General features: G+C 65.1%; 24 protein-coding genes. 17 read left to right on the top strand and 7 right to left on the bottom strand.

All coding sequences use genetic code 11. The annotated features are described in order from the left end of the window. Positions 1 to 33: 33 nt before the first annotated feature. The 3 genes from VSX77_RS03955 (at position 34) to VSX77_RS03945 (ending at position 2,304) form a co-directional block, all read left to right on the top strand. Complete coding sequence (locus VSX77_RS03955; protein ID WP_338426365.1) at positions 34 to 1,284, top strand: threonine ammonia-lyase; 1,251 nt, start codon at positions 34 to 36, stop codon at positions 1,282 to 1,284. Positions 1,285 to 1,432: 148 nt separating this feature from the next. Next, positions 1,433 to 1,825 carry an acyl-CoA thioesterase gene (locus tag VSX77_RS03950; protein ID WP_338426364.1) on the top strand — a complete coding sequence of 131 codons (393 nt, stop codon included), beginning with the start codon at positions 1,433 to 1,435 and terminating at the stop codon, positions 1,823 to 1,825. After that, positions 1,822 to 2,304 (top strand): GNAT family N-acetyltransferase, encoded by a 483-nt coding sequence (locus VSX77_RS03945; RefSeq protein WP_338426363.1) that lies wholly within the window; start codon positions 1,822 to 1,824, stop codon positions 2,302 to 2,304. Before VSX77_RS03950 ends, VSX77_RS03945 begins: the two co-directional genes overlap by 4 nt. A gap of 12 nt (positions 2,305 to 2,316) precedes the next feature. Here VSX77_RS03945 and VSX77_RS03940 read toward each other — a convergent pair whose 3' ends face one another. Then, a complete protein-coding gene (locus VSX77_RS03940; RefSeq protein ID WP_338426362.1) occupies positions 2,317 to 3,012 on the bottom strand; it encodes a class I SAM-dependent methyltransferase in 696 nt (231 codons plus the stop codon). Further along, complete coding sequence (locus VSX77_RS03935; RefSeq protein ID WP_338426361.1) at positions 3,005 to 3,469, bottom strand: RrF2 family transcriptional regulator; 465 nt, start codon at positions 3,467 to 3,469, stop codon at positions 3,005 to 3,007. The genes VSX77_RS03940 and VSX77_RS03935 overlap by 8 nt, the downstream gene beginning before the upstream one ends. Before the next feature lie 255 nt (positions 3,470 to 3,724). Between VSX77_RS03935 and VSX77_RS03930 the strand changes: the two genes are divergently transcribed. After that, positions 3,725 to 4,243 carry a GNAT family N-acetyltransferase gene (locus VSX77_RS03930; protein WP_338426360.1) on the top strand — a complete coding sequence of 173 codons (519 nt, stop codon included), beginning with the start codon at positions 3,725 to 3,727 and terminating at the stop codon, positions 4,241 to 4,243. A 146-nt stretch (positions 4,244 to 4,389) separates the two neighbouring features. Here the strand turns inward: VSX77_RS03930 and VSX77_RS03925 are convergent, their stop codons facing one another. The 4 genes from VSX77_RS03925 to VSX77_RS03910 form a co-directional block, all read right to left on the bottom strand. Next, on the bottom strand, positions 4,390 to 5,136 hold the full coding sequence (locus VSX77_RS03925) for an esterase/lipase family protein (RefSeq protein WP_338426359.1): 747 nt from the start codon (positions 5,134 to 5,136) through the stop codon (positions 4,390 to 4,392). Between the two features lie 9 nt (positions 5,137 to 5,145). Further along, positions 5,146 to 6,336, bottom strand: coding sequence for a PQQ-dependent sugar dehydrogenase (locus tag VSX77_RS03920; RefSeq protein WP_338426358.1), 1,191 nt, complete (start codon positions 6,334 to 6,336; stop codon positions 5,146 to 5,148). A gap of 172 nt (positions 6,337 to 6,508) precedes the next feature. Beyond that, positions 6,509 to 7,144 (bottom strand): sigma-70 family RNA polymerase sigma factor, encoded by a 636-nt coding sequence (locus VSX77_RS03915; RefSeq protein ID WP_338426357.1) that lies wholly within the window; start codon positions 7,142 to 7,144, stop codon positions 6,509 to 6,511. Beyond that, the gene (locus VSX77_RS03910) at positions 7,144 to 7,377 is read right to left on the bottom strand and encodes a NepR family anti-sigma factor (protein WP_338426356.1); all 234 of its coding nucleotides are present in this window, start codon (positions 7,375 to 7,377) and stop codon (positions 7,144 to 7,146) included. Before VSX77_RS03910 ends, VSX77_RS03915 begins: the two co-directional genes overlap by 1 nt. Positions 7,378 to 7,514: 137 nt before the next feature. On the opposite strand from VSX77_RS03910, the gene VSX77_RS03905 reads away from it, so the two are divergent. Next, complete coding sequence (locus VSX77_RS03905) at positions 7,515 to 7,979, top strand: BLUF domain-containing protein (protein WP_338426355.1); 465 nt, start codon at positions 7,515 to 7,517, stop codon at positions 7,977 to 7,979. Between the two features lie 124 nt (positions 7,980 to 8,103). After that, the gene (locus tag VSX77_RS03900) at positions 8,104 to 8,658 is read left to right on the top strand and encodes a sigma-70 family RNA polymerase sigma factor (protein ID WP_338427209.1); all 555 of its coding nucleotides are present in this window, start codon (positions 8,104 to 8,106) and stop codon (positions 8,656 to 8,658) included. Between the two features lie 36 nt (positions 8,659 to 8,694). Here VSX77_RS03900 and VSX77_RS03895 read toward each other — a convergent pair whose 3' ends face one another. Next, entirely contained in the window at positions 8,695 to 9,489 is a 795-nt protein-coding gene (locus VSX77_RS03895) for a response regulator (RefSeq protein WP_338426354.1), read from the bottom strand. Between the two features lie 258 nt (positions 9,490 to 9,747). On the opposite strand from VSX77_RS03895, the gene VSX77_RS03890 reads away from it, so the two are divergent. The 11 genes from VSX77_RS03890 (at position 9,748) to VSX77_RS03840 (ending at position 22,238) form a co-directional block, all read left to right on the top strand. Continuing rightward, positions 9,748 to 11,220 (top strand): sensor histidine kinase, encoded by a 1,473-nt coding sequence (locus tag VSX77_RS03890; RefSeq protein ID WP_338426353.1) that lies wholly within the window; start codon positions 9,748 to 9,750, stop codon positions 11,218 to 11,220. Between the two features lie 55 nt (positions 11,221 to 11,275). Next, positions 11,276 to 12,526: a putative DNA modification/repair radical SAM protein gene (locus tag VSX77_RS03885; RefSeq protein ID WP_338426352.1), complete on the top strand. Its 1,251-nt coding sequence runs from the start codon at positions 11,276 to 11,278 to the stop codon at positions 12,524 to 12,526. A gap of 8 nt (positions 12,527 to 12,534) precedes the next feature. Continuing rightward, entirely contained in the window at positions 12,535 to 13,950 is a 1,416-nt protein-coding gene (locus VSX77_RS03880; RefSeq protein ID WP_338426351.1) for a UdgX family uracil-DNA binding protein, read from the top strand. After that, entirely contained in the window at positions 13,950 to 14,966 is a 1,017-nt protein-coding gene (locus VSX77_RS03875; RefSeq protein ID WP_338426350.1) for a ligase-associated DNA damage response exonuclease, read from the top strand. The genes VSX77_RS03880 and VSX77_RS03875 overlap by 1 nt, the downstream gene beginning before the upstream one ends. Continuing rightward, positions 14,963 to 16,615 (top strand): cisplatin damage response ATP-dependent DNA ligase, encoded by a 1,653-nt coding sequence (locus tag VSX77_RS03870; protein WP_338426349.1) that lies wholly within the window; start codon positions 14,963 to 14,965, stop codon positions 16,613 to 16,615. The genes VSX77_RS03875 and VSX77_RS03870 overlap by 4 nt, the downstream gene beginning before the upstream one ends. Before the next feature lie 129 nt (positions 16,616 to 16,744). Continuing rightward, the gene (locus VSX77_RS03865; RefSeq protein WP_338426348.1) at positions 16,745 to 17,359 is read left to right on the top strand and encodes a superoxide dismutase; all 615 of its coding nucleotides are present in this window, start codon (positions 16,745 to 16,747) and stop codon (positions 17,357 to 17,359) included. A gap of 171 nt (positions 17,360 to 17,530) precedes the next feature. Then, the gene (locus VSX77_RS03860; protein WP_338426347.1) at positions 17,531 to 18,910 is read left to right on the top strand and encodes an L-serine ammonia-lyase; all 1,380 of its coding nucleotides are present in this window, start codon (positions 17,531 to 17,533) and stop codon (positions 18,908 to 18,910) included. 459 nt (positions 18,911 to 19,369) lie between these two features. After that, entirely contained in the window at positions 19,370 to 20,482 is a 1,113-nt protein-coding gene (locus VSX77_RS03855; protein ID WP_338426346.1) for an S-(hydroxymethyl)glutathione dehydrogenase/class III alcohol dehydrogenase, read from the top strand. 14 nt (positions 20,483 to 20,496) lie between these two features. Further along, on the top strand, positions 20,497 to 20,883 hold the full coding sequence (locus tag VSX77_RS03850) for a VOC family protein (protein ID WP_338426345.1): 387 nt from the start codon (positions 20,497 to 20,499) through the stop codon (positions 20,881 to 20,883). A 3-nt stretch (positions 20,884 to 20,886) separates the two neighbouring features. Next, the gene (purU, locus tag VSX77_RS03845; protein ID WP_338426344.1) at positions 20,887 to 21,759 is read left to right on the top strand and encodes a formyltetrahydrofolate deformylase; all 873 of its coding nucleotides are present in this window, start codon (positions 20,887 to 20,889) and stop codon (positions 21,757 to 21,759) included. Positions 21,760 to 21,857: 98 nt separating this feature from the next. Then, positions 21,858 to 22,238 (top strand): VOC family protein, encoded by a 381-nt coding sequence (locus tag VSX77_RS03840; RefSeq protein ID WP_338426343.1) that lies wholly within the window; start codon positions 21,858 to 21,860, stop codon positions 22,236 to 22,238. The last annotated feature ends 9 nt before the right edge of the window (positions 22,239 to 22,247 follow it).

Below are 22,247 nucleotides of genomic sequence, written 5' to 3'. Positions count from 1 at the left end.
TCGCGCGCCAGATGGGCTAGGGCGCTTGCCGCTATGACCGATCACCTGACCCTGACCTCCGCCGCCGATTTGCCGGCGATCACGATCGACGATGTGCGCGCGGCGGCGGGGCGAATTAACGGCGCGGTCGTCCGCACGCCGACCTTGCATTCACAAACGCTGTCCGAGCTGGTCGGCGCCGAGGTGTGGCTCAAGTTCGAGAATCTGCAATTCACCGCGGCGTACAAGGAACGCGGCGCCCTGAACGCGCTGCTCCTGCTCGACGACGAAGCGAAGGCGCGCGGCGTGATCGCGGCGTCGGCGGGCAATCATGCGCAGGGGCTCGCCTATCATGGCAAAAGGTTGGGTGTGCCCGTCACCATCGTGATGCCGAGCACGACGCCGCAGGTGAAAGTGTCGCAGACCGCAAGCCACGGCGCGACGATCGTCCTGCATGGCGAGAAATTCGACGACGCCTATGCCCATGCGCGCGAGCTGGAGAAGGAGCGCGGGCTGACTTTCGTGCATCCCTTCGATCATCCGCATGTCGCGGCGGGGCAGGGGACGGTGGCGCTCGAAATGCTCGAGGATGTGCCCGAGCTCGATACCCTCATTGTTCCGATCGGCGGCGGCGGGCTGCTCGCGGGCATGGGCACCGCGGCGCGCGGGATCAAGAACGACATGCGCCTTGTCGGCGTGCAGGCCGAGCTTTACCCGTCGATGTACGCCGAGCTGAACGGCGTCGACATGGCGTGCGAAGGCGACACGCTGGCCGAGGGTATCGCGGTGAAGGAGCCTGGCGGCTACACGCGGAGGCTCGTCGCCGAGCTGAACGACGACATCGTGCTGGTCGCCGAACGCCATCTGGAACGCGCAGTCAGCCTGTTGCTCCAGATCGAAAAGACGGTGGTCGAGGGGGCTGGCGCGGCGGGACTCGCGGCGATGCTCGCGCATCCCGAAGAATTTGCGGGGCGCAAGGTCGGCCTCGTGCTCACCGGCGGCAATATCGACACGCGTCTGCTTGCGAACGTGCTGCTGCGCGACCTTGCGCGCTCGGGCCGCATCGCGCGGCTGCGCGTTCGCTTGCAGGATCGGCCCGGCGCGCTGTTCAAGGTGATGAAGCTGTTCGACGAGAAGCAGGTCAACATCATCGAAATCTATCACCAGCGCATCTTCACGACCTTGCCCGCCAAGGGCCTGATCACCGACATCGAATGCGAAGCGCGCGACCGCGAGCATCTCGACAGCCTGGTCGCCGCGCTTCGCGACGCGGGCTATATGGTGACGACGGTCGAACTGGCTTAGCCTCCGTTCGGCCGTCATTGCGAGGAGCGAAGCGACGCGGCAATCCACAGTCATCGGGCCAGCGCGATCGCGATGGCTGGAGATTGCTTCGCTCCGCTCGCAATGACGATGTCTTTTGTTGCGGTCTAGTTGGAGCTATGCCACCGGCATGAAAGACTTTTCTCTCTCCCTCACCGCCACGCCCGACGCCATCGACGAGCTGGGGCATGTCAACAATGCCGTCTGGGTCCAGTGGATCCAGCAGGTCGCGACGGCCCATTGGGCCGCCGCGGCGCCGCAGGTGCACAAGGACGCCTATATCTGGGTGATCGTGCGGCACGAAATCGATTATCTTCGCGCGCTCGGCCCCGGTGAGACGGTGACCGGGCGGACATGGGTCGCCGACAAGCCGCACGGGGCGAAATTCGACCGCTTCGTCGAGTTTACCGGCGAGGACGGCAAGGTGCATGTCCGCGCGCGGACGGTGTGGGCGATGCTCGACAAGGCGAGCGGGCGCCCCGTGCGGATCAGCGACGAAATCGCCGCACCGTTTCTGACATGATGATCCGCCCCGCAAAGCCCGCGGATGCCGCCGCGATCTGGGCGATCATCGGTCCCACGATCCGTGCGGGCGAAACCTATACGCTCGATCGCGACATGACCGAAGCGGAGGCGCTCGCTTACTGGTTCGGGCCCGACAAGGCGGTGTTCGTCGCCGAAGCCGATGGCGCGATCCTGGGCACCTATTATCTCCGCGCCAATCAGGCGGGCGGCGGCGCGCATGTCGCCAATTGCGGCTATATGACCGCGGCATCGGCGACCGGCCGCGGTGTGGCGCGCGCGATGGCCGAGCATAGCCTGGGCGAAGCGCGGAGGCGCGGCTTTCGCGCGATGCAGTTCAATTTCGTCGTCGCCACCAACACGCGCGCGGTGCGGTTGTGGCAGTCGCTGGGGTTTGAGATCGTGGGGCGATTGCCGGGGGCGTTCGCGCATCCTGCCGAGGGTTTCGTCGACGCGCTGGTGATGTTTCGGACGATTTAGCGGCGGGCGGCGTCACGCATATCCCACCCAGCCGCGCCAGGTGAACGCGGCGTAAAATTGCTCGATGCCGGTGAAACCCGCGGCGCGCAGCACCGCTTCGTCGGCTTCGGGGCTCAGCATCGCGACATGGGTCGCGACGGCCTCGCGGCCCCTGGCAACTTGTTCGGGATCGCCGCCCGAGGCTATCGCATAGGACGCATAGCGGTCGAGCCAGCGGTCGCGTTCGCCGGCACCTTGCGGAAAGCTGCCATGCGCAGCAACAAAAGGCGCTCCAGGCTTAAGGCGGCGGCGGATTTCGGCAGCGGTGCGGATGCGCTCTTCGGTTTCGAGAAAATGGAGCGTGAGCAGGCATGTCGCGCCGTCGAACGGGCCCATCGGCGCGTCGTCGATATAACCTTCGACGAGGTCGGCGCGGTGCGCATCGGGTCCGAGTATCTTCGCTGCGAGGTCGAGCATCGGTCGTGCGGGATCGACGCCGGTGAAGCGCCAGCCGGGATGCGCCTCGGTCATCGCCTTCAACTCACTGCCGCCGCCCGCGCCGAGGACGAGGATATGTCCGGCCTCGGGCACGCGCTCGGCAAGGAGGAGCCCGGTCATGCGGTGAAGGCCATTGAGGCCGGGGACAAAGCGGCGCGGCCCCTCTATGTAGCGCGCGACCGCTTCGGGATCCCTGTAGCTGTCGAGGAAATGCCGGGCGCCTTCAGCCATGGATATACTCCTGCGTCGTCGGGGAAAGCGAGCGCGCGGCCAGGCGCGCGTGGAAATCGGACGCGAGCGCCGCGAGTGTCACCTCGCCGAAGCGGCCAAGCAGCAGCGCCTCGGCTTCGCGAAAGCCGGAATCGAGCGCGGCGTTAACCGCTTGTTCGACGAGGCAGCCCGGCGCTTCGGTGCGGTTCCCCATCGCCATCAGCCCGGGTCGGCCGATCGCGTCGTAAACGTCGCGCATGGTGATGTCGGTGAGATCGCGAGCGATCGTCCAGCCGCCGCCATGACCCTTTTCGCTATGGACGAAACCCGCATTGCGCAGCCCGCCCAGAATACGGCGGATGACAACGGGGTGCGTTTGCATCGCCTTGGCGAGCTGGTCAGAGGTCATTGGCTCACCTTGCTCGGCCATGTGAAGGAGGACGTGGAGCACCCCCGAGAGTCGGCTGTCGCGTTTCATGTAACGTTAAATAGTGCGTGAAAAGCGATCGTCAAGACACGGGATTGACCGGTAGCGGCGGAGCGGTTAGCCACGGCCGCGATGACCAACGACCGATCCAATCGATTCAAGGCGTATTGGCGCTCCTTTACATAGGAGCGGCATGGCATCACCTGTGACCATCGCCGCCGTGACCGGAAGGCGAATGGTTATCCTCACATCACCAGACCACTGACCCCCCGGTTACGGCGCGCGCTTTTGAGAAGAAGACGCGACATGACCGATACCCTGCTTTCCCTGTCGACCGACCAATGCCGTATAGCGCCGCTGACCGCCGACGATGCGCGCGCGCTGAGCGCGATCACCGACGAGACGGTGACGTCGCGCGTCCATTTCCTGCCCGCGCCCTTTACCGAGACCGATGCCCGCGCGCTGATCGCGCGGTCGGGCGTCGGCGACGTGTTCCATGCCGTGCGTGATCCGCGCGGGACTGAACTCTACGGCGTTGTCGGGGTACATCGCCGCGCCGGTCAGGAATATGAAATCGGGTACTGGTTTGCGGCGCGGGTGCGCGGCAAGGGCATCGCGACCGAAGCAGTCCGTGCGGTCGTCGCGGCGCTCGCGGCGGCGCAGCCCAATTGTTCGATCGTCGCCGAATGCCACCCCGACAACGACCGCTCACGCGCGCTGCTGCGCCGCGTCGGTTTCATATCGACGGGGCGGCCGGGCAAGCGGCCGGGGCGGACGCTGATGGCGTGGCGCGCGGCGCCGGCTTATCGGATCGACGTGTGCTGATCTGTCCGCCAATCCTCCCTGTGGCGCAGCCATGGGGAGGTGGCAGCGCGGGGCGCTGACGGAGGGGCAATGACGCCCACGTCGCGGCCCCTCCACCACGCCCTTCGGGCGCGGTCCCCCTCCCCATCGCTACGCGACAGGGAGGATTATTCGGCGCCAACCTCTTCGGTCAGCGCCTTGACGATCGCCGCAACCGAGGTGGGCGCATAGGCAAATCCCATATGGCTGCAATCGACCTCGACCGCGCGGTCGCTTTCGTGCGGCAGGCCGCGCGCGCTGTTCACTGCGACGACGCCGTCATGTTTCGACCAGAGCGCAAAGGTCGGCATTTCGGGACGCGGCGCGGGGTGAAAGTCGATCGGCGGATTTTCGACAGGGTGGCGCGCGATAAGGTGATAGAGCCGCCAGGCGCGGTTGGCGCGGCGGCTGCCCGAAAATGGCGATCCCAGCGTGACGACGCGCGCGACTTTGTCCGGATGATGCTTGGCATATTCGCGTGCGTAGATGCCACCGAGGCTCCAGCCGACAAGCGCGGGGGCATAGCCGGTGCGGTCGATGATCCATCGCACGCGCGTGTCGATCCGCTCGATGATGTCGGGGGTCGCGCCGCGATTGAAGCCAAGGCCCCAGGCATAGCAGCGAAACCCCGCGCGGCGCAGGTCGGCGCGCAGCGCTTTGGTCGCCCAGTCGCCCGACAGGAACCCCGGCAGCACCATCACCGGCGGATGGTCGCTGTCGGGATTGGGTTCGGGCGGCAGCGGGCGGAGGCGCCCGCCGACCGCGCGCGCCAGCGCTCCGACCTCGCGCCACAGCAGCTTCAGCGGCGGCGGCGCGTCGGGATCGGGGATATGCGCGGGCCATTCGGCGCGCCGGGTGAGGAACCCGCGGATCATGCGGTTATCTTATCCTTTCGGTGCCAGCTTCACCAGCTTGCCGTCCTTCCCGTCGGTCAGCAGCCAGACCGTGCCGTCGTCGCGCACCTCAACCTCGCGGATACGCGTGCCGAAATCCCATCGGTCGGCTTTGTGTAGCGTCTCGCCGTCGATGCTCATGCGGACCAGCCCCTCGCCCGACAGCGCGCCCATCAGCAGGCTGTTTTTCCAGCCCGGATAAAGATCGCCGCCATAATAGGCGAGGCCGGCGGGCGAGACCGAGGGGTTCCACCACAGTTTGGGCGCCGCAAATTCGGGGCGCGTCGGGTGATCGGGGATGTCGCGGCCGTCATAATGATCGCCGTTCGACACGATCGGGTAGCCGTAGTTGGCCTTCGCCGCGACGAGGTTGACCTCATCGCCGCCTTTTGGCCCCATCTCCTGATTCCACAGCTTCCCGGTGGCGTCGAAGGCGAGGCCCAGGATGTTGCGGTGGCCGAGCGACCAGATCTGCGCCGTAACGCCGCCCCCATCCGGTTTTGAAGCGTCGGCAAAGGGATTGTCGGCGGGCACGCTGCCGTCGGGGTTCAGGCGCAAGATCTTGCCGAGATTGCCCGTCATGTCCTGTGCCGGGTCGAATTTCTGCCGCTCGCCCGAACCGATGAAGAGATATCGTCCGTCGGGCGAAAAGGCGAGGCGGTGCGAATAATGGCCGCGGCCCGCAACTTTGGGATCCTGTTTCCAGATTACCTCGAGCCCTTCGAGGCGGGGGGCGGCGCCCTGGACGAGCTTGGCACGGCCGACGACGGCGCCAAAGGTGTCGCCGTTGCCCGCTTCGACCCAGCTCAGATAGATTGTGCCCGTGGTGGCGAAATCGGGCGCAACCAAGACATCGCCGAGGCCGCCCTGGCCACCATAAGCCACTGCGGGAACGCCTGCGACGTCGAGCGTCGGCCCGCTTTCCTGCCAGAGTTTAAGCTTGCCCGATTTTTCGGTCACCAGTGCCGCGCGCACGCCGGGGACGAAGGTCATCGCCCAGGGTTCATCGAACCCGGCGATCTCCTGAACGGTAAAGGGCGCTTCGCCGAGCGGGGCGGCGGGGTGCGCGCCCGATACGTCGAGTGCGCGAGAGTCGGCAGGGGCGGCTTCGGTCGGTGCGGGGGTCGAGCAGGCGGCGACGGCGAGCGCGGCGACAAGGGCAAAGGGAGGAAGATTTTTCATCGGAAAATCTCGCTTGGCTGGGGAAGATATGTTGTTTTGACGCAGCGGCTTGCTGTTGTCGAGGGGCGTGAAACCATCGTCGCCCCCGCGGAGGCGGGGGCCGCTGGAGGGCTTGCTCGGCGGCGTCGCGTATACCGCCGACGGCCCCCGCCTTCGCGGGGGCGACGGGCCATTACCGGTTCGCAGCCTCGCGGCGGGCGGTGATTTCCTCGACGCTGTCCATGATCGCATCGACCGCTTCGCTCGCCGGCGGCGCGTCCGCGCGCTTCTGCATGAACTGTCCGCGCATCATGATCTCCTCGAGCGCGGTCCGTGCGCGCGACACGCGGCTTTTCATCGTGCCGAGCGCGCAGTCGCAAATGCTTGCGGCTTCCTCATATGACATGCCGCCCGCGCCGACGAGGATCAGCGCCTCGCGTTGATCCTGCGGCAATTCCATCAGCCCGCGTTGCAGGTCGGCCATCTCGCCGCTGTCTTCCTGGCTCGCAGGGGTCGACATGGTGCGTTCGACCGCGGTCTCGTCATATTCGCCGACAAATTTGTTACGGCGCATTTGCGACAGAAAAGTGTTGCGCAGGATGACGAAGGTCCATGCCTTGATCGAAGTCCCGCGCTCGAACCGGTCGCGCGAGGCCCACGCTTTGACCATGGTGTCCTGCGTCAGATCGTCGGCAAGGTCGGGATTGCCCGACAGGCTGCGGCCATAGGCGCGCAGATGCGGGATAACACCGGCAAGCAATGCCTTGAATTCGCTGTCCGAAAGCGTCTCGGCCGGCGGCTGCGAGGCAGCGGCGATAGGCGCGGGCATTATGATTTCGGGCTTTTCTGATCGAGCTGCGAAAGCAGGTCGAGCATCCGGTCGGGCAATTGTTCCGACACGATATTGCCGTAAATCATGCGCAGCTTGGCGCTCACCGGCTCGGGTGCCTGACGTCCGGTCAGCGTGCGATGCCACTCGTCGCCTTGCGTGCCGGGGAAGCTTCCCTGCGCCCGGCGCGGAGCATCGGCGTCCGCGGGCGGCGGGGGTCCCTTGCCATTCATTCCGTTGTTGCCTTGCGTAGCCATGCGAGAGCAACGAGGAAAAGCGGGTCGGGTTCCCGCAAAACTTGTTTTTTGCGACGAATGCGTTGCCAAGATGACACACCGGCCCTAATCAGGTGGTTGTGAGGGGTCACACCTTGGCGGTTTTTGCGACCGCGCGACTGGAGCGTGCCTACTTGCTTTCCGTAATCTACGTCAGCGTCGCTGATCCGCTGCTTTCGTCCGCCGACATCGACGCGATATTGGTGACCGCGCGCCGCAACAATGCGCGTGACGCGTTAACCGGTGCGCTCATCTATAATGGCCATAATTTCATGCAATTGCTCGAAGGCGCCGCCGATCGGGTCGATGCCTGTCTCGCCGCGATCCGCGAGGATGTGCGCCACAGCGGCATGGTCGAAATCCGGCGCCGGGCGATCGAAGAGCGCGAATTTGCCGACTGGACGATGCTGTACGAACCCGCTTTTCATGGGCATGAGGCGGAGTTCGCGCGGCTCGCGGCGAACGGCCGGATCGATCCCGAATTCGAGCGGATGATTGGCAATTTCGTCGCGCTCGGTCGCCGCGGAGCGACGCCCGGCGGGCCGGCACCCTTGCAATGACGCATTGTCGCGCTAAGCCGGATTTGTGCCCGCAACAATCGGGCCGTCAGACAAGGGCCTGATTATCAGCAGCGAAATATCTCAACCGCTCGACGACGCCAGCTTCAAGCGCGAACTGGCGGCGATGCTGCCGCATCTGCGCGCCTTTGGCCGCAGCCTGTGCGGCAATGCAGATCTGGCCGACGATCTGGTTCAGGAAACGATGCTGAAGGCGTGGAAGGCGCGCGAGCAATATGTGCCGGGCCCGGCGAGCATGAAAAGCTGGGCCTTCGTCATCCTGCGCAACTGCTTCCTGTCGCAGATGCGGCGCAAGAAATTCACCGCCGAATATGACGAGCAGGCCGCCGAGCGGTTGCTCGTCGCACCCGATGATCAGGGCGACAGCCTGCATCTCGCCGACGTTCAGCGCGCGTTGTTGATGCTGCCCGTGGACCAGCGCGAGGCGCTGGTCCTGATCGGCGCGGGGCAATTATCCTATGAGGAAGGCGCCGCGATCTGTGGATGCGCGGTCGGTACCATGAAAAGCCGCGTGTCGCGCGCGCGCGCGGCGCTCCAGGCGATACTCGATAGCGGCGACATGCCACTGCGGAGCGAGGACATGCTGCCCGCGAGCGACGCGTTCCGCGCGATCATGGACGATGTCGACGACCTGACACGCGGCGTGCCGACGCCCGATTGAGCTTTTTATCCGGCTTTCGCCGTAAACCATATGGATCTACGCCGCGAGTTGCGGGGTGAAAAGCAGGCTCTGGCTGATCGCCGCGCGCACGGTATTTTCGCGAAACGGCTTGGAGATCAGGAAGGTGGGTTCGACCCGCCCGCCGGTCAGCAGCCGTTCGGGAAAGGCGGTAATGAAGATGGCAGGCACCGGCGCGCGTGCCAATATGTCCTGCACCGCGTCGATCCCCGACGATCCGTCGGCAAGCTGGATGTCGGCCAGGACAAGCCCGGCATCGGTATTCTCGAATGCGGCGACGGCATCCTCGTGCGTCGTCGCGATCCCGGCGACCTCATGCCCCAGACCGCGGACAATCTGTTCGAGCTCCATCGCGATCAGCGGCTCATCCTCGATAATCAGGACCGAGGTGCGCGATTCGCGGTCGAGGTCGGCAACGGCATCGGCCAGCAGCGTTTCGACGGTCGGCGCGTCGGTGCCGGTGATCGCGCCGGCTTCCTCAACCGAAAACCCTTCGAGCGCGGTTAGGAGCAGGATCTGGCGGCCCAGCGGGGTGATTTGAGTCAGGCGCTGGTGTGCGGCGCGGACCAGCGGGTCTTCGCCATCGTCGCTCCCTTCGCCGTCGTCGATATAGGCGCTTTCCCAGATGCGGTGAAACCCGCGATAAAGGTCGATGCGCGTCCCGGCGCCGCTGCGGAATTCTTCCGGCGCCGTGACGATCACCTCCAGCAGGACATGGACATAATTGTCGCCATGCTGCTGGCTGCCCGTCAGCGCGCGCGCATAGCGGCGCAGATAGGGCAGGTGCCCGCGGATTTCGTCACCGAATGTCATTTATGGCCTCCCAGTTGAGACACGTCATACGCCTTCTCCACGCGTCGGGTTCCGTCGGCACGCGTGCAACCCGTCGGTCGCTGAAGCGTAGAGTCGGCCGGGACGCGCTGCCGCCGGGAGCAAGTCGGTGAAATCGCACCGATTTGAGCCTCCGTTAAGCAAAACTATTTTACAGGGACCAAGTTCATGGCAGAGCGGCCCCCACGGGACATGAGCAATGCGGCGCCGACCGCATCGCAAGCTGGTGGGGAACGGGATTTGGGCCAAGCGACCGACGAACGGAGCGCGCGCGAACGCCGACGGCTCGAAACGCTGCGCGAATATCGCCTCCTCGACACCGGTGCAGAGCCCGCGTTCGACCGTGTGACCAAGCTGGTCGCCGATCTTTTCGACGCGCCGATCGCGCTGATCTCGCTGGTCGATGACTGCCGCCAATGGTTCAAATCCGCGCACGGCCTCGACGTTGCGGAAACGCCGCGCGACGTCAGTTTCTGCAAATATGTCGTCGAGGATGAACAGCCGCTCATCATTCACGACACGCTTGCCGATCCGCGGTTCCGCGAAAATCCGCTCGTCACGGGCGAACCGCATATTCGCTTTTACGCTGGCGTTCCGCTGGCCGCCTATAATGGCGACGTCCTTGGAACGCTGTGCTTCATCGACCGGAAGCCGCGCCCGGCGCTCAGCTTTCGCGAGCTCGAGCGGCTTCAGGATTTCGCTGCTCTGGTGATGGCGGAGGCCGACCTGCGCCGGATCGTCGCCGAACGCGACGAAGCGCGGCGGATGCTGGAACGCGCGCTCGATTTTTCGGGGATCGCAACCTGGCGCTTCGACGCGCGCACCGGCGCAATCAGCTGGAGCGGCGCCGTCGCCGAGCTGTGGGGCGCCGATTATGCGACGGCGCTGGCGCATATCGACGGCTTCTACGACCGCCTGCACCCCGAAGATCGTGAGGTCGTTCGCGGCGTGCTTGGCGATTCGGTCGCGAATGGCGTGCATTATTCAACCGAATATCGCATCCAGCATCCCGAACGCGGCGTGCGGTGGATCGCGGTCCGCGCCGACTGGGATGTCAAGACCGACGATGCGATCCTGACCGGCGTGAGCATGGACATCACCGAACAGAAAAGCCGTCAGGAAAACGCCAATTTGTTGATGCGCGAGCTGCATCACCGGATGCGTAACCTATTCGCGACCGTCGGCGCGATCATCTCGCTCACCCGGCACGCGGCGCGCGATGTCGACGATTATGTCGAGCGGATCAGCAGCCGCCTCGAAGCGCTGAACCGCGCGCAAAATGTGCTGCTCGGCGCCAATTTCATGACCGGGTCGATGCACGCGCTGCTGCGCGAGGTGGAGGCGAGTTTTCCGCGCATCCGTTGGTCGGGGCCCGACCTGCTGCTCCCCGAAAATGCGCTGGTGGCCATGGCGCTGCTGTTCAACGAGCTGGCAACCAATGCCGCCAAGCACGGCGCCCTGTCGGGTGAACGGGGCGAGGTCAATGTCAGCTGGACGCAGGACGACGAGGGTGCCGAGGACCGCCGCTTTCGCCTCACCTGGGCCGAAAGCGGCGCCGAGCGCGAAATCGCCGCTCCCGAACGGACGAGCTTCGGAACCTTGCTGATGGAACGCAGCGTCAAAAACAACCTTGGCGGCACGATCGCGCGGCGGTGGGAGCCCGGCGGGCTGATCGTCGACATCACGCTGCCCGCGCGATGGCGCGAGGCCTGAGTCAACTTAACCTGCGTTATTTGTTCTAACTATGTTCTCATGCTAATCATGGGGCATGTCCGCAAAAGCGATTCTGGAAAAGCTGGCCGTGCTCGCCGATGCGGCGAAATATGACGCGTCCTGTGCTTCTTCAGGCACGGTAAAGCGCGATTCGACGGCCACCAAGGGCATCGGATCGACCGAAGGCATGGGCATCTGCCACAGCTACGCCCCCGACGGCCGCTGTATTTCACTGCTGAAAATCCTGCTGACCAATTTTTGCATCTACGACTGCCGCTTCTGCATCAACCGCGCCTCGAGCAATGTTGAACGCGCACGATTCAGTCCGCAAGACGTCGTCACGCTGACGCTCGATTTTTACAAGCGCAATTATATCGAAGGCCTGTTCCTGTCGTCGGGCATTATCCGGTCCGAGGATTATACCATGGAGCAGCTTGTCGAGGTGGCGCGCATCCTGCGCGAAGAGCATCATTTCCAGGGCTATATCCATCTGAAGACGATTGCGGGTGCCGATCCGGGGCTGGTCGCGCTGGCCGGGCTTTATGCCGACCGGCTCTCGACCAACGTCGAACTGCCGACCGAGGCGGGGCTGGCGAGCTTTGCGCCCGAAAAAAAGCCCGAGACGATCCGCAAGACGATGGCGTCCGTGCGCGTCGGCGCCGACGACGCGATCGAGGCGGCAAAAAGCCGGCTGATCGGCAAGGCGATGCCGCCGCGCTTTGCGCCCGCGGGCCAGTCGACGCAGATGATCGTCGGCGCCGATGCGGCGCGCGACGACGACATATTGAAAGCCGCGACGAATCTATATTCGGGATACCGGCTACGCCGCGTCTATTATTCAGCCTACAGCCCGATCCCCGACGCCAGCCGCGACCTGCCGCCGGTGCGGCCGCCGCTGATGCGCGAGCATCGGCTGTATCAGGCCGACTGGCTGCTGCGTTTCTACGGCTTCGAGCGCGCCGAGATCATGGCCGGGGCGAAGGAGGGGATGCTCGACCTCGCGATCGATCCCAAGCTCGCCTGGGCGCTGATGCGGCGCGAAGCCTTTCCCGTCGACATCAACCGCGCACCGCGCGAGCTTCTGCTTCGTGTTCCGGGACTGGGCACACGCGCGGTCGACCGCATCGTCGCGGCGCGGCGGCTGGGCAGGCTGCGGCTAAGCGATCTCGCAAAGCTGACGGCCTCGGTGAAGAAACTTTTGCCCTTCATCGTCACGCCCGACTGGCGGCCGGGCGCGCTCACCGACAGCGCCGATCTGCGCGCGCGCTTCGCGCCGCCGGCGGAGCAACTGGCGCTCGCGCTGTGAAGGAGGTCGTGCTGACAGTGCCGGGCGATTTTGCCGAATGGCGAAGCGCAGCGCGCGGTCTGCTTGCGGGCGGTGTTGCGCCCGAGGCGGTAAGCTGGCGCGGCAGTGACGAGGGTGCATCGCTGTTCGGCGACGCGGTTGCTGCGGCGCCGACGGCACGGCTCAGCTTGCCGCGCGAATTCGTCGAAATCGCCGACCGCGTCATTTGTCATCGCAGTGCAGAGGTGCCCGCGCGGCTTTACCGGATCGCCTGGCGCGCGCTCCGCGACCGGCAGTTGCTCGCGCGCACGACCGATGCCGATGTCGACTGGCTGCGGGGGGCGGACAAGGCGATCCGCCGCGATGTTCACAAGATGCACGCCTTCGTGCGCTTTCGGCGCTTGGGCGAGGCGAATGGGCGCGAAAGCTTCGCCGCGTGGTTCGAACCGTCACACCGGATATTGCGGCTGACTGCGCCCTTTTTCCAGCGCCGCTTTTACGGCATGGATTGGGCAATTGTGACCCCCGACGCGCGGGCGATCTGGCGGGACGAAACGCTGACCTTCGGCCCCGGCGGAACGAAGAACGAGGTGCCGGACAGCGACGTCGTCGAGGATCAGTGGCGCACCTATTATGGCGCGATCTTCAACCCCGCGCGGGTAAAGATCGATGCGATGCGCGCCGAGATGCCGAAGAAATACTGGAAGAACCTGCCCGAAGCGCAGGACATCGCGCCGCTGCTCGCCGGTGCTGCGGCCCGGGTGGAACGGATGCGCGAAATGGCCGTTTCGGCTGCGAACTCTCGTACCGAAAAATGGCGGACGCGCGTGCCCGATGACTTGGCCCTTGATGACGATGTGAAAACGCTGGCCGATGTTGCACGGACGGTCGATCGCTGCACGCGCTGTCCGCTTTATTGCGACGCGACGCAGGGAGTCGCGGGCGAGGGGCCGGACGCGGCGCGTATCATGCTTGTGGGCGAACAACCGGGCGATCAGGAGGATCTTCAGGGGCGGCCCTTCGTCGGCCCGGCGGGGCAGGTGCTGGACGCCGCGCTTGCCGAGGCGGGACTGGATCGGCGGCGCCTGTTCCTCACCAACGCGGTCAAGCATTTCAAGTTCGAGCCGCGCGGTAAGCGGCGATTGCACCAGAATCCGACCAGCGCCGAAATCGACATCTGCCGATGGTGGCTCGACAAGGAACGCGCATTTGTTCAGCCCGAACTGATCGTCACATTGGGCGCGAGTGCGCTGCGCGGGGTGACGGGCAAGAGTGCGAGCATCAAATCGATGCGCGGCGCGGTCCACGAACTTGCGGGGGGCACGAAACTGATCGCGACGATCCATCCATCCTTTCTTCTGCGCCTTCCCGACCGCGAACGCGCCGCCGAGGAGCGGGCGATGTTCGTCGCCGATCTTGCGCGCGCGCGGAAGCTCGCCGCCTGATGGCGAAAACCAAGACCTGGATCGAGCCGCATCCCGGCGGCATCTATGTGAAACCCGCCGACCTGTGGATCGACCCCTCGCGCCCGGTCGAACGCGCTGCGGTGACGCATGGCCATGCCGACCATGCGCGCAGCGGCCATGGCGCGGTGTTCGCGACGCCCGAAACGCTCGCGATCATGGCGCTGCGCTATGGCGTCGATGTCGAGGCGAGCCATAATCGGGCGTTTGAATATGGCGATGGGTTCGAGCGCGGCGGGGTGCGCTTTTCCTTTCACCCTGCGGGGCACGTGCTCGGCAGCGCGCAGATATTGATGGAGTATGCAGGCGAGCGGATCGTCGTCACCGGCGACTATAAACGCCGCGCCGACCCGACCTGTGCGGGCTTCGAGGTGGTGCCGTGCGACATCTTCGTCACCGAGGCGACCTTCGGCCTGCCGGTGTTCCGCCATCCGCCGACGGGGCAGGAGATCGCCAAGCTCATCGGTGCGGTGCGCGCCGAGCCCGAGCGTTCGGTTCTCGTCGGCGCTTATGCGCTCGGCAAGGCGCAGCGTGTCATTGCCGAACTGCGTGGGGCGGGGTGGGATGCGCCCATATATATCCACGGCGCGCTCGAACGTATGTGCAAGCTATATGCAATCCACGGCGTCGATCTGGGCGAACTCAGGCTCGTGAGCGAAGCCGACAAGGCCGAGATCGCCGGGCAGATTGTCCTTGCACCGCCGTCGGCGCTCAATGATCGCTGGTCGCGGCGCCTGCCCGATCCGGTGACCGCGATGGCGTCGGGCTGGATGCGCGTTCGCCAGCGCGCGCGGCAGCGGATGGTCGAACTGCCGCTGGTGATTTCGGACCATGCCGACTGGGACGAGCTGACCGCCACGATTGCCGAGGTGAACCCCAGCGAAACATGGATTACCCACGGGAGCGAGGACGGCTTGCTCCGCTGGTGCGAACTCACCCAGCGCAAGGCGCGCGCGCTCCACCTCGTCGGCCGCGATCTGGAGGAAGAGGAGGCGTGAAGCGCTTTGCCGCCCTGATCGACCGTCTGATCTACACGCGCTCACGTAATTCCAAGCTCGCGCTGATCGTCGATTACCTCCGCCACACCCCCGACCCCGATCGCGGCTGGGCAATCGCGGCGCTGACCGAAAGCCTCGACTTTCCCGCGGTGAAGGCAGGGATGGTACGCGCCTTGCTCGCGACCCGCGTCGACGAAGAATTGTTCCGGCTGTCGCGGCATTTCGTTGGCGATACAGCGGAGACGGCGGCGCTGCTCTGGCCGGAGCCTTTTCACCCCTCCCCTTCAGGGGAGGGGCCGGGGGTGGGGGCCATCGGCCTTGCACAAGGTATCGAGCCCCCACCCCATACCCCTCCCCTGAAGGGGAGGGGCTTGAGCGTGTCCCAGGCCGTCGATGCGCTTTCCGCTGCCACCCGCAGCGACGCCCCCGCGATCCTCGCGTCCTTGCTCGACCGGCTCGACGCCGACGGCCGCTACGCGCTGCTCAAGCTCGCGCTCGGCGGGATGCGTGTCGGGGTGTCGGCGCGGCTCGCGAAACAGGCGTTTGCGCAGGCGTTCGATGTGCCGGTCGACGATGTCGAGGAGCTGTGGCACGCGATCCCGCCGCCCTATGCGCCGCTCTTTGCATGGGGCGAGGGCAGGGCCGAGCGGCCCGACCTCGCCGACGTCGCCTTTTTCCGCCCCTTCATGCTCGCGCATCCGCTGGAGGAGGAGAGCGTCGATCTCGCCGACTATGCCGCCGAATGGAAATGGGACGGCATCCGCGTCCAGATTGTGCGCGGAGGGAGCGAGACGCGCATTTACAGCCGCGGCGGCGAGGAGATCAGCGCCGCCTTCCCCGAACTGGTCGCGGCGTTCGATCAGGACGCAGTGATCGACGGCGAACTGCTTGTGCGCGGCGATGCGCAGGGCGGCGAAGCCGCGAGCTTCAATGCGCTCCAGCAAAGACTCGGGCGCAAGGTCGTCTCGAAGAAGATGCTCGCCGATTACCCGGCGTTCGTCCGCGTTTACGACCTTCTCGCGGTCGACGGCAACGATCTGCGCGCTCTGCCGTGGATCGAACGGCGGCGCCAGCTCGAAAGTTTTGTGCCGCGGCTCGCCGACAGTCATTTCGACCTGTCGCAAGTCATCGAAGCGCGCGACTTCGACGACCTCGCCGAGCGCCGCGCCGGCGCGCGCGATGCCGCGATCGAGGGGGTGATGCTCAAGCGCCGCGATGCGCTTTATGTCGCGGGTCGCCGCGCCGGGCTCTGGTACAAATGGAAACGCGATCCGCTCACCGCCGATTGCGTGATGATGTATGCGCAGCGCGGCAACGGGCGGCGGGCGAGCTTCTATTCGGATTATACTTTCGGCTGCTGGAGCGACGACGGTGAGCTGTTGCCGGTGGGCAAGGCCTATTCGGGCTTCACCGACGAGGAGCTGAAGTGGCTCGACAAGTTCGTGCGCGACAACACGCTGAACCGCTTCGGCCCGGTGCGCGAGGTCGAAAAGTCGCTCGTGCTCGAAGTCGCGTTCGATTCGATCCATGACAGCAAGCGCCACAAGTCGGGCCTCGCGATGCGCTTCCCCCGCATTTCGCGCATCCGCCGCGACAAGCCGGCGGAGGAGGCGGACCGGATCGCGACCTTGCGGGCGATGGTGACCTAGCCGCGTTCGTCGCTTCGCTCCTCGCAATGACGGGACTTGCGGAAATTTTCCCTGTCACAGGGTTGCAACCCGCCGCCGCGATACCGAGTTAAGGCTCGCAAACCCCTCAAAAACAAAATGGAGACTGCCATGACGATCGCCCATCCTCCCCTGCCTTATGCTCAGGACGCGCTCGCGCCGCATATTTCGGCCGACACGCTGGCGACCCACCATGGCAAGCATCACAAGGCCTATGTCGACAAGACCAACGCCGCAATCGAAGGCACCGAACTGGCCGACAAGAGCCTTGAGGAAATCATCCACCACGCCGAAGGATCGGGCAACAAGGGCCTGTTCAACAATGCCGCGCAGTCGTGGAACCACGCTTTTTACTGGAACAGCCTGAGCCCCGCGAAGACCGCGCCCGCGGGTGACCTCGCCGCCGCGATCGACCGCGATTTCGGCTCGCTCGACGAGCTGAAGAAGAAGCTCAAGGAAACCGCGGTCAACCATTTCGCGTCGGGCTGGGCCTGGCTCGTTTCGCGCGACGGCACGCTGTCGGTCACCGACACGCACGACGCCGGCACCGAACTTGTCGCGGGCATCAAGCCGCTGCTCGTGATCGACGTGTGGGAACATGCTTACTACATCGACCGCAAGAACCTGCGCCCGGCCTATGTCGACGCGGTGGTCGACGAGCTGCTGAACTGGGATTTCGCGGCCGAGAATTTCGCGCGCGAGGGCAGCTGGACCTATCCGGCGTAACTATAGTCATTGCGAGCGACGCGAAGCAATCTCCCGCTCGAAACCTTCTGTAAGGCCGAAAGCTGGCGATTGCCGCGTCGCTTCGCTCCTCGCAATGACGAGGAATGGCGCTGTCGGGTCATATATAGGCGCCCCTATCCCGACGATCGCGATCCGCCTATACGCGCCGCCATGACGATCAGCCTGTTCGAACTCTTCAAAATCGGTGTCGGTCCTTCCAGCTCGCACACCGTCGGGCCGATGGTCGCGGCGCGGCGCTTCGCCGTCTGGCTCGATGAGCAGGCGCTGCTCACCAGCACCGCGCATGTCGAGGCCGATCTCTACGGCTCGCTCGCACTGACGGGCAAGGGCCATGCCGCCGACACTGCGATCGTTGCGGGGCTCTCGGGCGAGATTCCCGCGAGCACCAGTCTGGCCGCGATCAGGGCGCATTGGGACCGGGCGGAGAGCGAAGGTTTCCTCTACCTGCTCGGCCGCCAGCGCGTCCGCTTTCAACCGCAACGCGACCTGCATTTCCAGATGAAGCAGCGCCAGCCGTTCCACAGCAACGCCGTCAGTTTCACCGCGCGCGACGCCGATGGCGAAATCCTCGCGAAACGTATGTATTTTTCGATCGGCGGCGGCTTTGTCGTCGATGAGGATGAGGCGGGGCGCAACAGCCGCGGCGCGGAGGATGAGGCCGAGCTTCCTTTCGCCTTCACCTCAGGCGCCGACCTGCTCGCCATGGGCGCTGCGTCGGGCAAGAGTTTTGCCGAAATGATGCTCGAAAACGAACTTGTTCACCGCAGCGTTGAGCAGGTCGAGGCGGGGCTCGACGAAATTGCCGCCGCGATGGACGCCTCGATCGACGCCGGATGCTGCAGCACCGGTACGCTCCCCGGCGGGCTCAAGGTCAAGCGCCGCGCGCCGCAGATCGCCGCCGACATTCGCGAACGGCACGAGGCGAACCTGTCCGATCCGATGGCGATGATGGACTGGATCAACCTGTGGGCGATGGCGGTGAACGAAGAAAATGCCGCGGGCGGCAAGGTCGTCACCGCGCCGACCAACGGTGCGGCGGGGATCATCCCTGCGGTGATCCGCTATTACAAGCGCAGCTATCGCGGCGATGCAAAGGGCGTGCGCACCTTCCTGCTCGCCGCGGGTGCGGTCGGCGCGCTCTACAAGCGTAACGCCAGCATCTCGGGCGCCGAGGTCGGCTGCCAGGGCGAGGTCGGCGTCGCCTGTTCGATGGCGGCGGCGGGGCTGACCGCGGCGCTCGGCGGCACCAACGCGCAGGTGGAGAACGCCGCCGAGATCGGCATGGAGCATAACCTCGGCCTCACTTGTGATCCCATTGGTGGGCTGGTGCAGATCCCCTGCATCGAGCGCAACGCGATGGGCGCGATCAAGGCGATCGACGCGAGCCGCATCGCGATGATTGGCGACGGCACGCATGTCGTCAGCCTCGACACGGTGATCGCGACGATGCTGCAAACGGGCCGCGACATGCGCGACAAATATAAGGAAACGTCGAAGGGCGGGCTGGCGGTTAGCGTGGTGGAGTGTTGAGAGCTACGTTTCTCCCGTCGTCATCCCGGACTTGATCCGGGATCCACGGCAGCGCCGAAGTCATGAGCCCCGATCAAGTCCGGGATAACGAGGGAGAGGCACGAAGATGACGCTTTCCTACATCGTTTCGCTGTGCCAGCCTGTTATCCGGCTCATTGATCTCAACGAAGTTTGCGCCCGTTCTTAAAGCGACAAAGGAGACAGTTTTGCGTCGCACATGCGTATATTTTGTCGCTTTAAGACCGAAAACGCCGACCCATTCCTTCCTGTGGCGAAGCCATGGGGAGGTGGCAGCGGCGTAGCCCTTGACGGAGGGGCAATGGCACGACCGTCGCGGCCCCTCCACCATTCGCTTCGCGAACGGTCCCCCTCCCCATGGCTTCGCCACAGGGAGGATCGGGAGCATCTTGCATTGCCGCGCGCTTTGCCTGATTGGAGCGGCCGAGAAGGAGACCGCCCATGAAGACCCGCGCCGCCGTTGCGTTCGAAGCGAAGAAGCCGCTCGAAATCGTCGAACTCGATCTCGAAGGCCCGAAGGCGGGCGAGGTGCTGGTCGAGATCATGGCGACGGGCATCTGCCACACCGACGCCTATACGCTCGACGGCTTCGACAGCGAGGGCATCTTCCCGAGCGTGCTGGGGCATGAGGGCGCAGGGATCGTGCGCGAGGTCGGCGCGGGCGTCACCAGCGTCGTTCCCGGCGACCATGTGATCCCGCTCTACACCCCCGAATGCCGCCAGTGCAAAAGCTGCCTGAGCGGCAAGACCAACCTTTGCACCGCGATCCGCGCGACGCAGGGCAAGGGGCTGATGCCCGACGGCACGACGCGCTTTTCGTACAAGGGCCAGCCGATCTTTCACTATATGGGCTGCTCGACCTTCTCCAACTTCACCGTGCTGCCCGAGATCGCGGTCGCGAAAATCCGCGAGGATGCGCCCTTCCAGTCGAGCTGCTACATCGGCTGCGGCGTCACCACCGGGGTTGGCGCGGTCATCAACACCGCGAAGGTGCAGGTCGGTGACAATGTCGTCGTCTTCGGGCTCGGCGGCATCGGGCTCAACGTGATCCAGGGCGCGCGGCTTGCGGGCGCGAACCAGATCATCGGCGTCGACATCAATCCCGACCGCGAGGAGTGGGGCCGCAAGTTCGGCATGACCGACTTCCTCAACTCGAAGGGCATGAGCCGCGAGGATGTCGTCGCCGCGATTGTCGCGATGACCGACGGCGGCGCCGACTATACGTTCGACGCGACGGGCAATACGGAGGTGATGCGCATCGCGCTCGAAGCCTGCCACCGCGGCTGGGGCACCTCGATCATCATCGGCGTTGCCGAGGCGGGCAAGGAAATCGCGACGCGACCCTTCCAGCTCGTCACCGGGCGCAACTGGCGCGGCACCGCATTCGGCGGCGCCAAGGGGCGCACCGACGTGCCGAAGATCGTCGACATGTATATGACCGGCAAGATCGAGATCGACCCGATGATCACCCACGTCATGGGGCTGGAAGACATCAACAAGGGGTTCGATCTGATGCACGCGGGCGAGAGCATCCGCAGCGTCGTGGTTTACTGAGCGGAGGCAGCAAAATGTTCAGCCATGTGACACTGGGGGCGAACGACATCGCCGCGACCAAGAGGTTCTACGACGCGGTGCTCGGAACGCTCGGCGCTCCCGAGGGGTGGGTCGATGAGCGCGGGCGGCTCATCTACGCGCACGATGGCGGGCGGCTGCTCATCACGAAGCCGGTCAACGGCGAAGCGGCGGCCTCTGGCAACGGCCATACGCTGGGGCTGCTCGCGGGGTCGCCCGATGTGGTCGACGCGTGGCATGCCGCGGGCCTGGCGAATGGCGGGACGACGGCGGAAGACCCGCCGGGTATTCGCCATGCGACAGGAGGGCGCGTCCTTTATCTTGCCTATCTGCGCGATCCCGACGGCAACAAGCTCTGCGCCACGCACAAGATTTCGGGCTGACGCATGGCCGGGGGGAATGGGCCCGCCTATGTATTGACCTTCAGCTGCGTCGATGCGGTCGGCATCGTCGCGGCGGTTACGGGGCTGCTCGCGGACCGCGACGGCTTCATCCTCGACAGCCAGCAATATGCCGACCTCGATTCGGGGCGCTTCTTCATGCGCGTCGAGTTCCGCGGCGCGGGGCCGCGCTTTCCCGAAGGATTGGCGGGAGTGCAGGAGGCGTTCGCACCGATCGTGGCCCGCTTTGCAATGGACGCGCGGATCAGCGACAGCGCCGCCAAGCCGCGCTTCGTCATCGCCGTGTCGCAGGGCAGTCACTGTCTCAACGACCTGCTCCACCGCTGGTCGACGGGCAATCTCGCGATCGACATCGTTGGCGTGGTGTCGAACCATGAGGCGCAGCGGCGGCTGTCGGAATGGCACGGCGTGCCCTTCCACTACCTGCCGGTCGGCGACGCCAACCGTGCCGAACAGGAGGCCGCGATCCTCGACGTCATGGCGCGCGGCGGCGCCGAATATCTCGTGCTCGCGCGCTACATGCAGATATTGTCGCAGGATTTGTCGACAAAGCTCGCGGGGCGCTGCATCAACATCCACCACAGCTTTCTGCCGGGCTTCAAGGGTGCGCGGCCCTATCACCGCGCGCACGAGCGCGGGGTCAAGCTGATCGGCGCGACCGCGCATTTCGTCACCAGCGACCTTGATGAGGGGCCGATCATCGAGCAAGCGGTCGAGCGCGTCGATCACCGCGACAGCGTCGATGACCTGATCCGTATCGGCCGCGATGTCGAGGCGCAGGTGCTGGCCCGCGCGGTGCGTTGGGTCGCCGAACAGCGCGTACTGATCGACGGGTGCAAGACGGTGGTGTTTCGCTAGGCCCAGCTTTTCATTACCGCCGCGGTAATTGCATATGGACCCCGGTCGCACCGACAGGATAAGTCCCCAATTGCAACGAATCAGGAGGATGCACCGCGATGTACAGTCATAATATGGTCGGATCGAACGACCTTGAGGCATCGAAGAAATTCTACGACGCGACATTTCAGGCGATCGGCGGAAAGCCTGCGATCGTCGATGACAAGGGACGCCTGATCTATGTCCACAAGGACGGTCTGTTCCTCGTCGGCGCACCGATCGACGGCGAGCCGGCAACGGTCGGCAACGGCTGCACGATCGGCTTTGCGATGGACGGTCCCGAACAGGCCGATGCCTGGCACAAGGCGGGGCTTGAAAATGGCGGCACCGCGATCGAAGATCCGCCGGGCGTCCGCGAAGGCGCGTTCGGTCAGCTCTATCTTGCCTATCTGCGCGATCCGTCGGGCAACAAGCTCTGCGCGCTTCACCGCGTCGTTTAAGGATCGTTC

This window comes from Sphingopyxis sp. TUF1 (assembly GCF_036687315.1).
Classification (GTDB): Bacteria; Pseudomonadota; Alphaproteobacteria; order Sphingomonadales; family Sphingomonadaceae; genus Sphingopyxis; species Sphingopyxis kveilinensis.
The sequence above is the reverse complement of the archived record's forward strand: the minus strand, read 5'-3'. Positions and strand labels throughout refer to the sequence as shown.

Excerpts from the sequence above, each read along its gene's own strand:
- VSX77_RS03950 (WP_338426364.1), top strand. The coding sequence starts at position 1,433 with ATGAAAGACTTTTCTCTCTCCCTCACCGCCACGCCCGACGCCATCGAC.
- VSX77_RS03840 (WP_338426343.1), top strand. The coding sequence starts at position 21,858 with ATGTACAGTCATAATATGGTCGGATCGAACGACCTTGAGGCATCGAAG.
- purU (WP_338426344.1), top strand. The coding sequence starts at position 20,887 with ATGGCCGGGGGGAATGGGCCCGCCTATGTATTGACCTTCAGCTGCGTC.
- VSX77_RS03930 (WP_338426360.1), top strand. The coding sequence starts at position 3,725 with ATGACCGATACCCTGCTTTCCCTGTCGACCGACCAATGCCGTATAGCG.
- VSX77_RS03885 (WP_338426352.1), top strand. The coding sequence starts at position 11,276 with ATGTCCGCAAAAGCGATTCTGGAAAAGCTGGCCGTGCTCGCCGATGCG.
- VSX77_RS03895 (WP_338426354.1), bottom strand. The coding sequence starts at position 9,489 with ATGACATTCGGTGACGAAATCCGCGGGCACCTGCCCTATCTGCGCCGC.
- VSX77_RS03850 (WP_338426345.1), top strand. The coding sequence starts at position 20,497 with ATGTTCAGCCATGTGACACTGGGGGCGAACGACATCGCCGCGACCAAG.
- VSX77_RS03910 (WP_338426356.1), bottom strand. The coding sequence starts at position 7,377 with ATGAATGGCAAGGGACCCCCGCCGCCCGCGGACGCCGATGCTCCGCGC.
- VSX77_RS03945 (WP_338426363.1), top strand. The coding sequence starts at position 1,822 with ATGATGATCCGCCCCGCAAAGCCCGCGGATGCCGCCGCGATCTGGGCG.
- VSX77_RS03875 (WP_338426350.1), top strand. The coding sequence starts at position 13,950 with ATGGCGAAAACCAAGACCTGGATCGAGCCGCATCCCGGCGGCATCTAT.
- VSX77_RS03900 (WP_338427209.1), top strand. The coding sequence starts at position 8,104 with ATGCTGCCGCATCTGCGCGCCTTTGGCCGCAGCCTGTGCGGCAATGCA.
- VSX77_RS03935 (WP_338426361.1), bottom strand. The coding sequence starts at position 3,469 with ATGAAACGCGACAGCCGACTCTCGGGGGTGCTCCACGTCCTCCTTCAC.
- VSX77_RS03925 (WP_338426359.1), bottom strand. The coding sequence starts at position 5,136 with ATGATCCGCGGGTTCCTCACCCGGCGCGCCGAATGGCCCGCGCATATC.
- VSX77_RS03860 (WP_338426347.1), top strand. The coding sequence starts at position 17,531 with ATGACGATCAGCCTGTTCGAACTCTTCAAAATCGGTGTCGGTCCTTCC.
- VSX77_RS03855 (WP_338426346.1), top strand. The coding sequence starts at position 19,370 with ATGAAGACCCGCGCCGCCGTTGCGTTCGAAGCGAAGAAGCCGCTCGAA.
- VSX77_RS03940 (WP_338426362.1), bottom strand. The coding sequence starts at position 3,012 with ATGGCTGAAGGCGCCCGGCATTTCCTCGACAGCTACAGGGATCCCGAA.
- VSX77_RS03865 (WP_338426348.1), top strand. The coding sequence starts at position 16,745 with ATGACGATCGCCCATCCTCCCCTGCCTTATGCTCAGGACGCGCTCGCG.
- VSX77_RS03915 (WP_338426357.1), bottom strand. The coding sequence starts at position 7,144 with ATGCCCGCGCCTATCGCCGCTGCCTCGCAGCCGCCGGCCGAGACGCTT.
- VSX77_RS03955 (WP_338426365.1), top strand. The coding sequence starts at position 34 with ATGACCGATCACCTGACCCTGACCTCCGCCGCCGATTTGCCGGCGATC.
- VSX77_RS03920 (WP_338426358.1), bottom strand. The coding sequence starts at position 6,336 with ATGAAAAATCTTCCTCCCTTTGCCCTTGTCGCCGCGCTCGCCGTCGCC.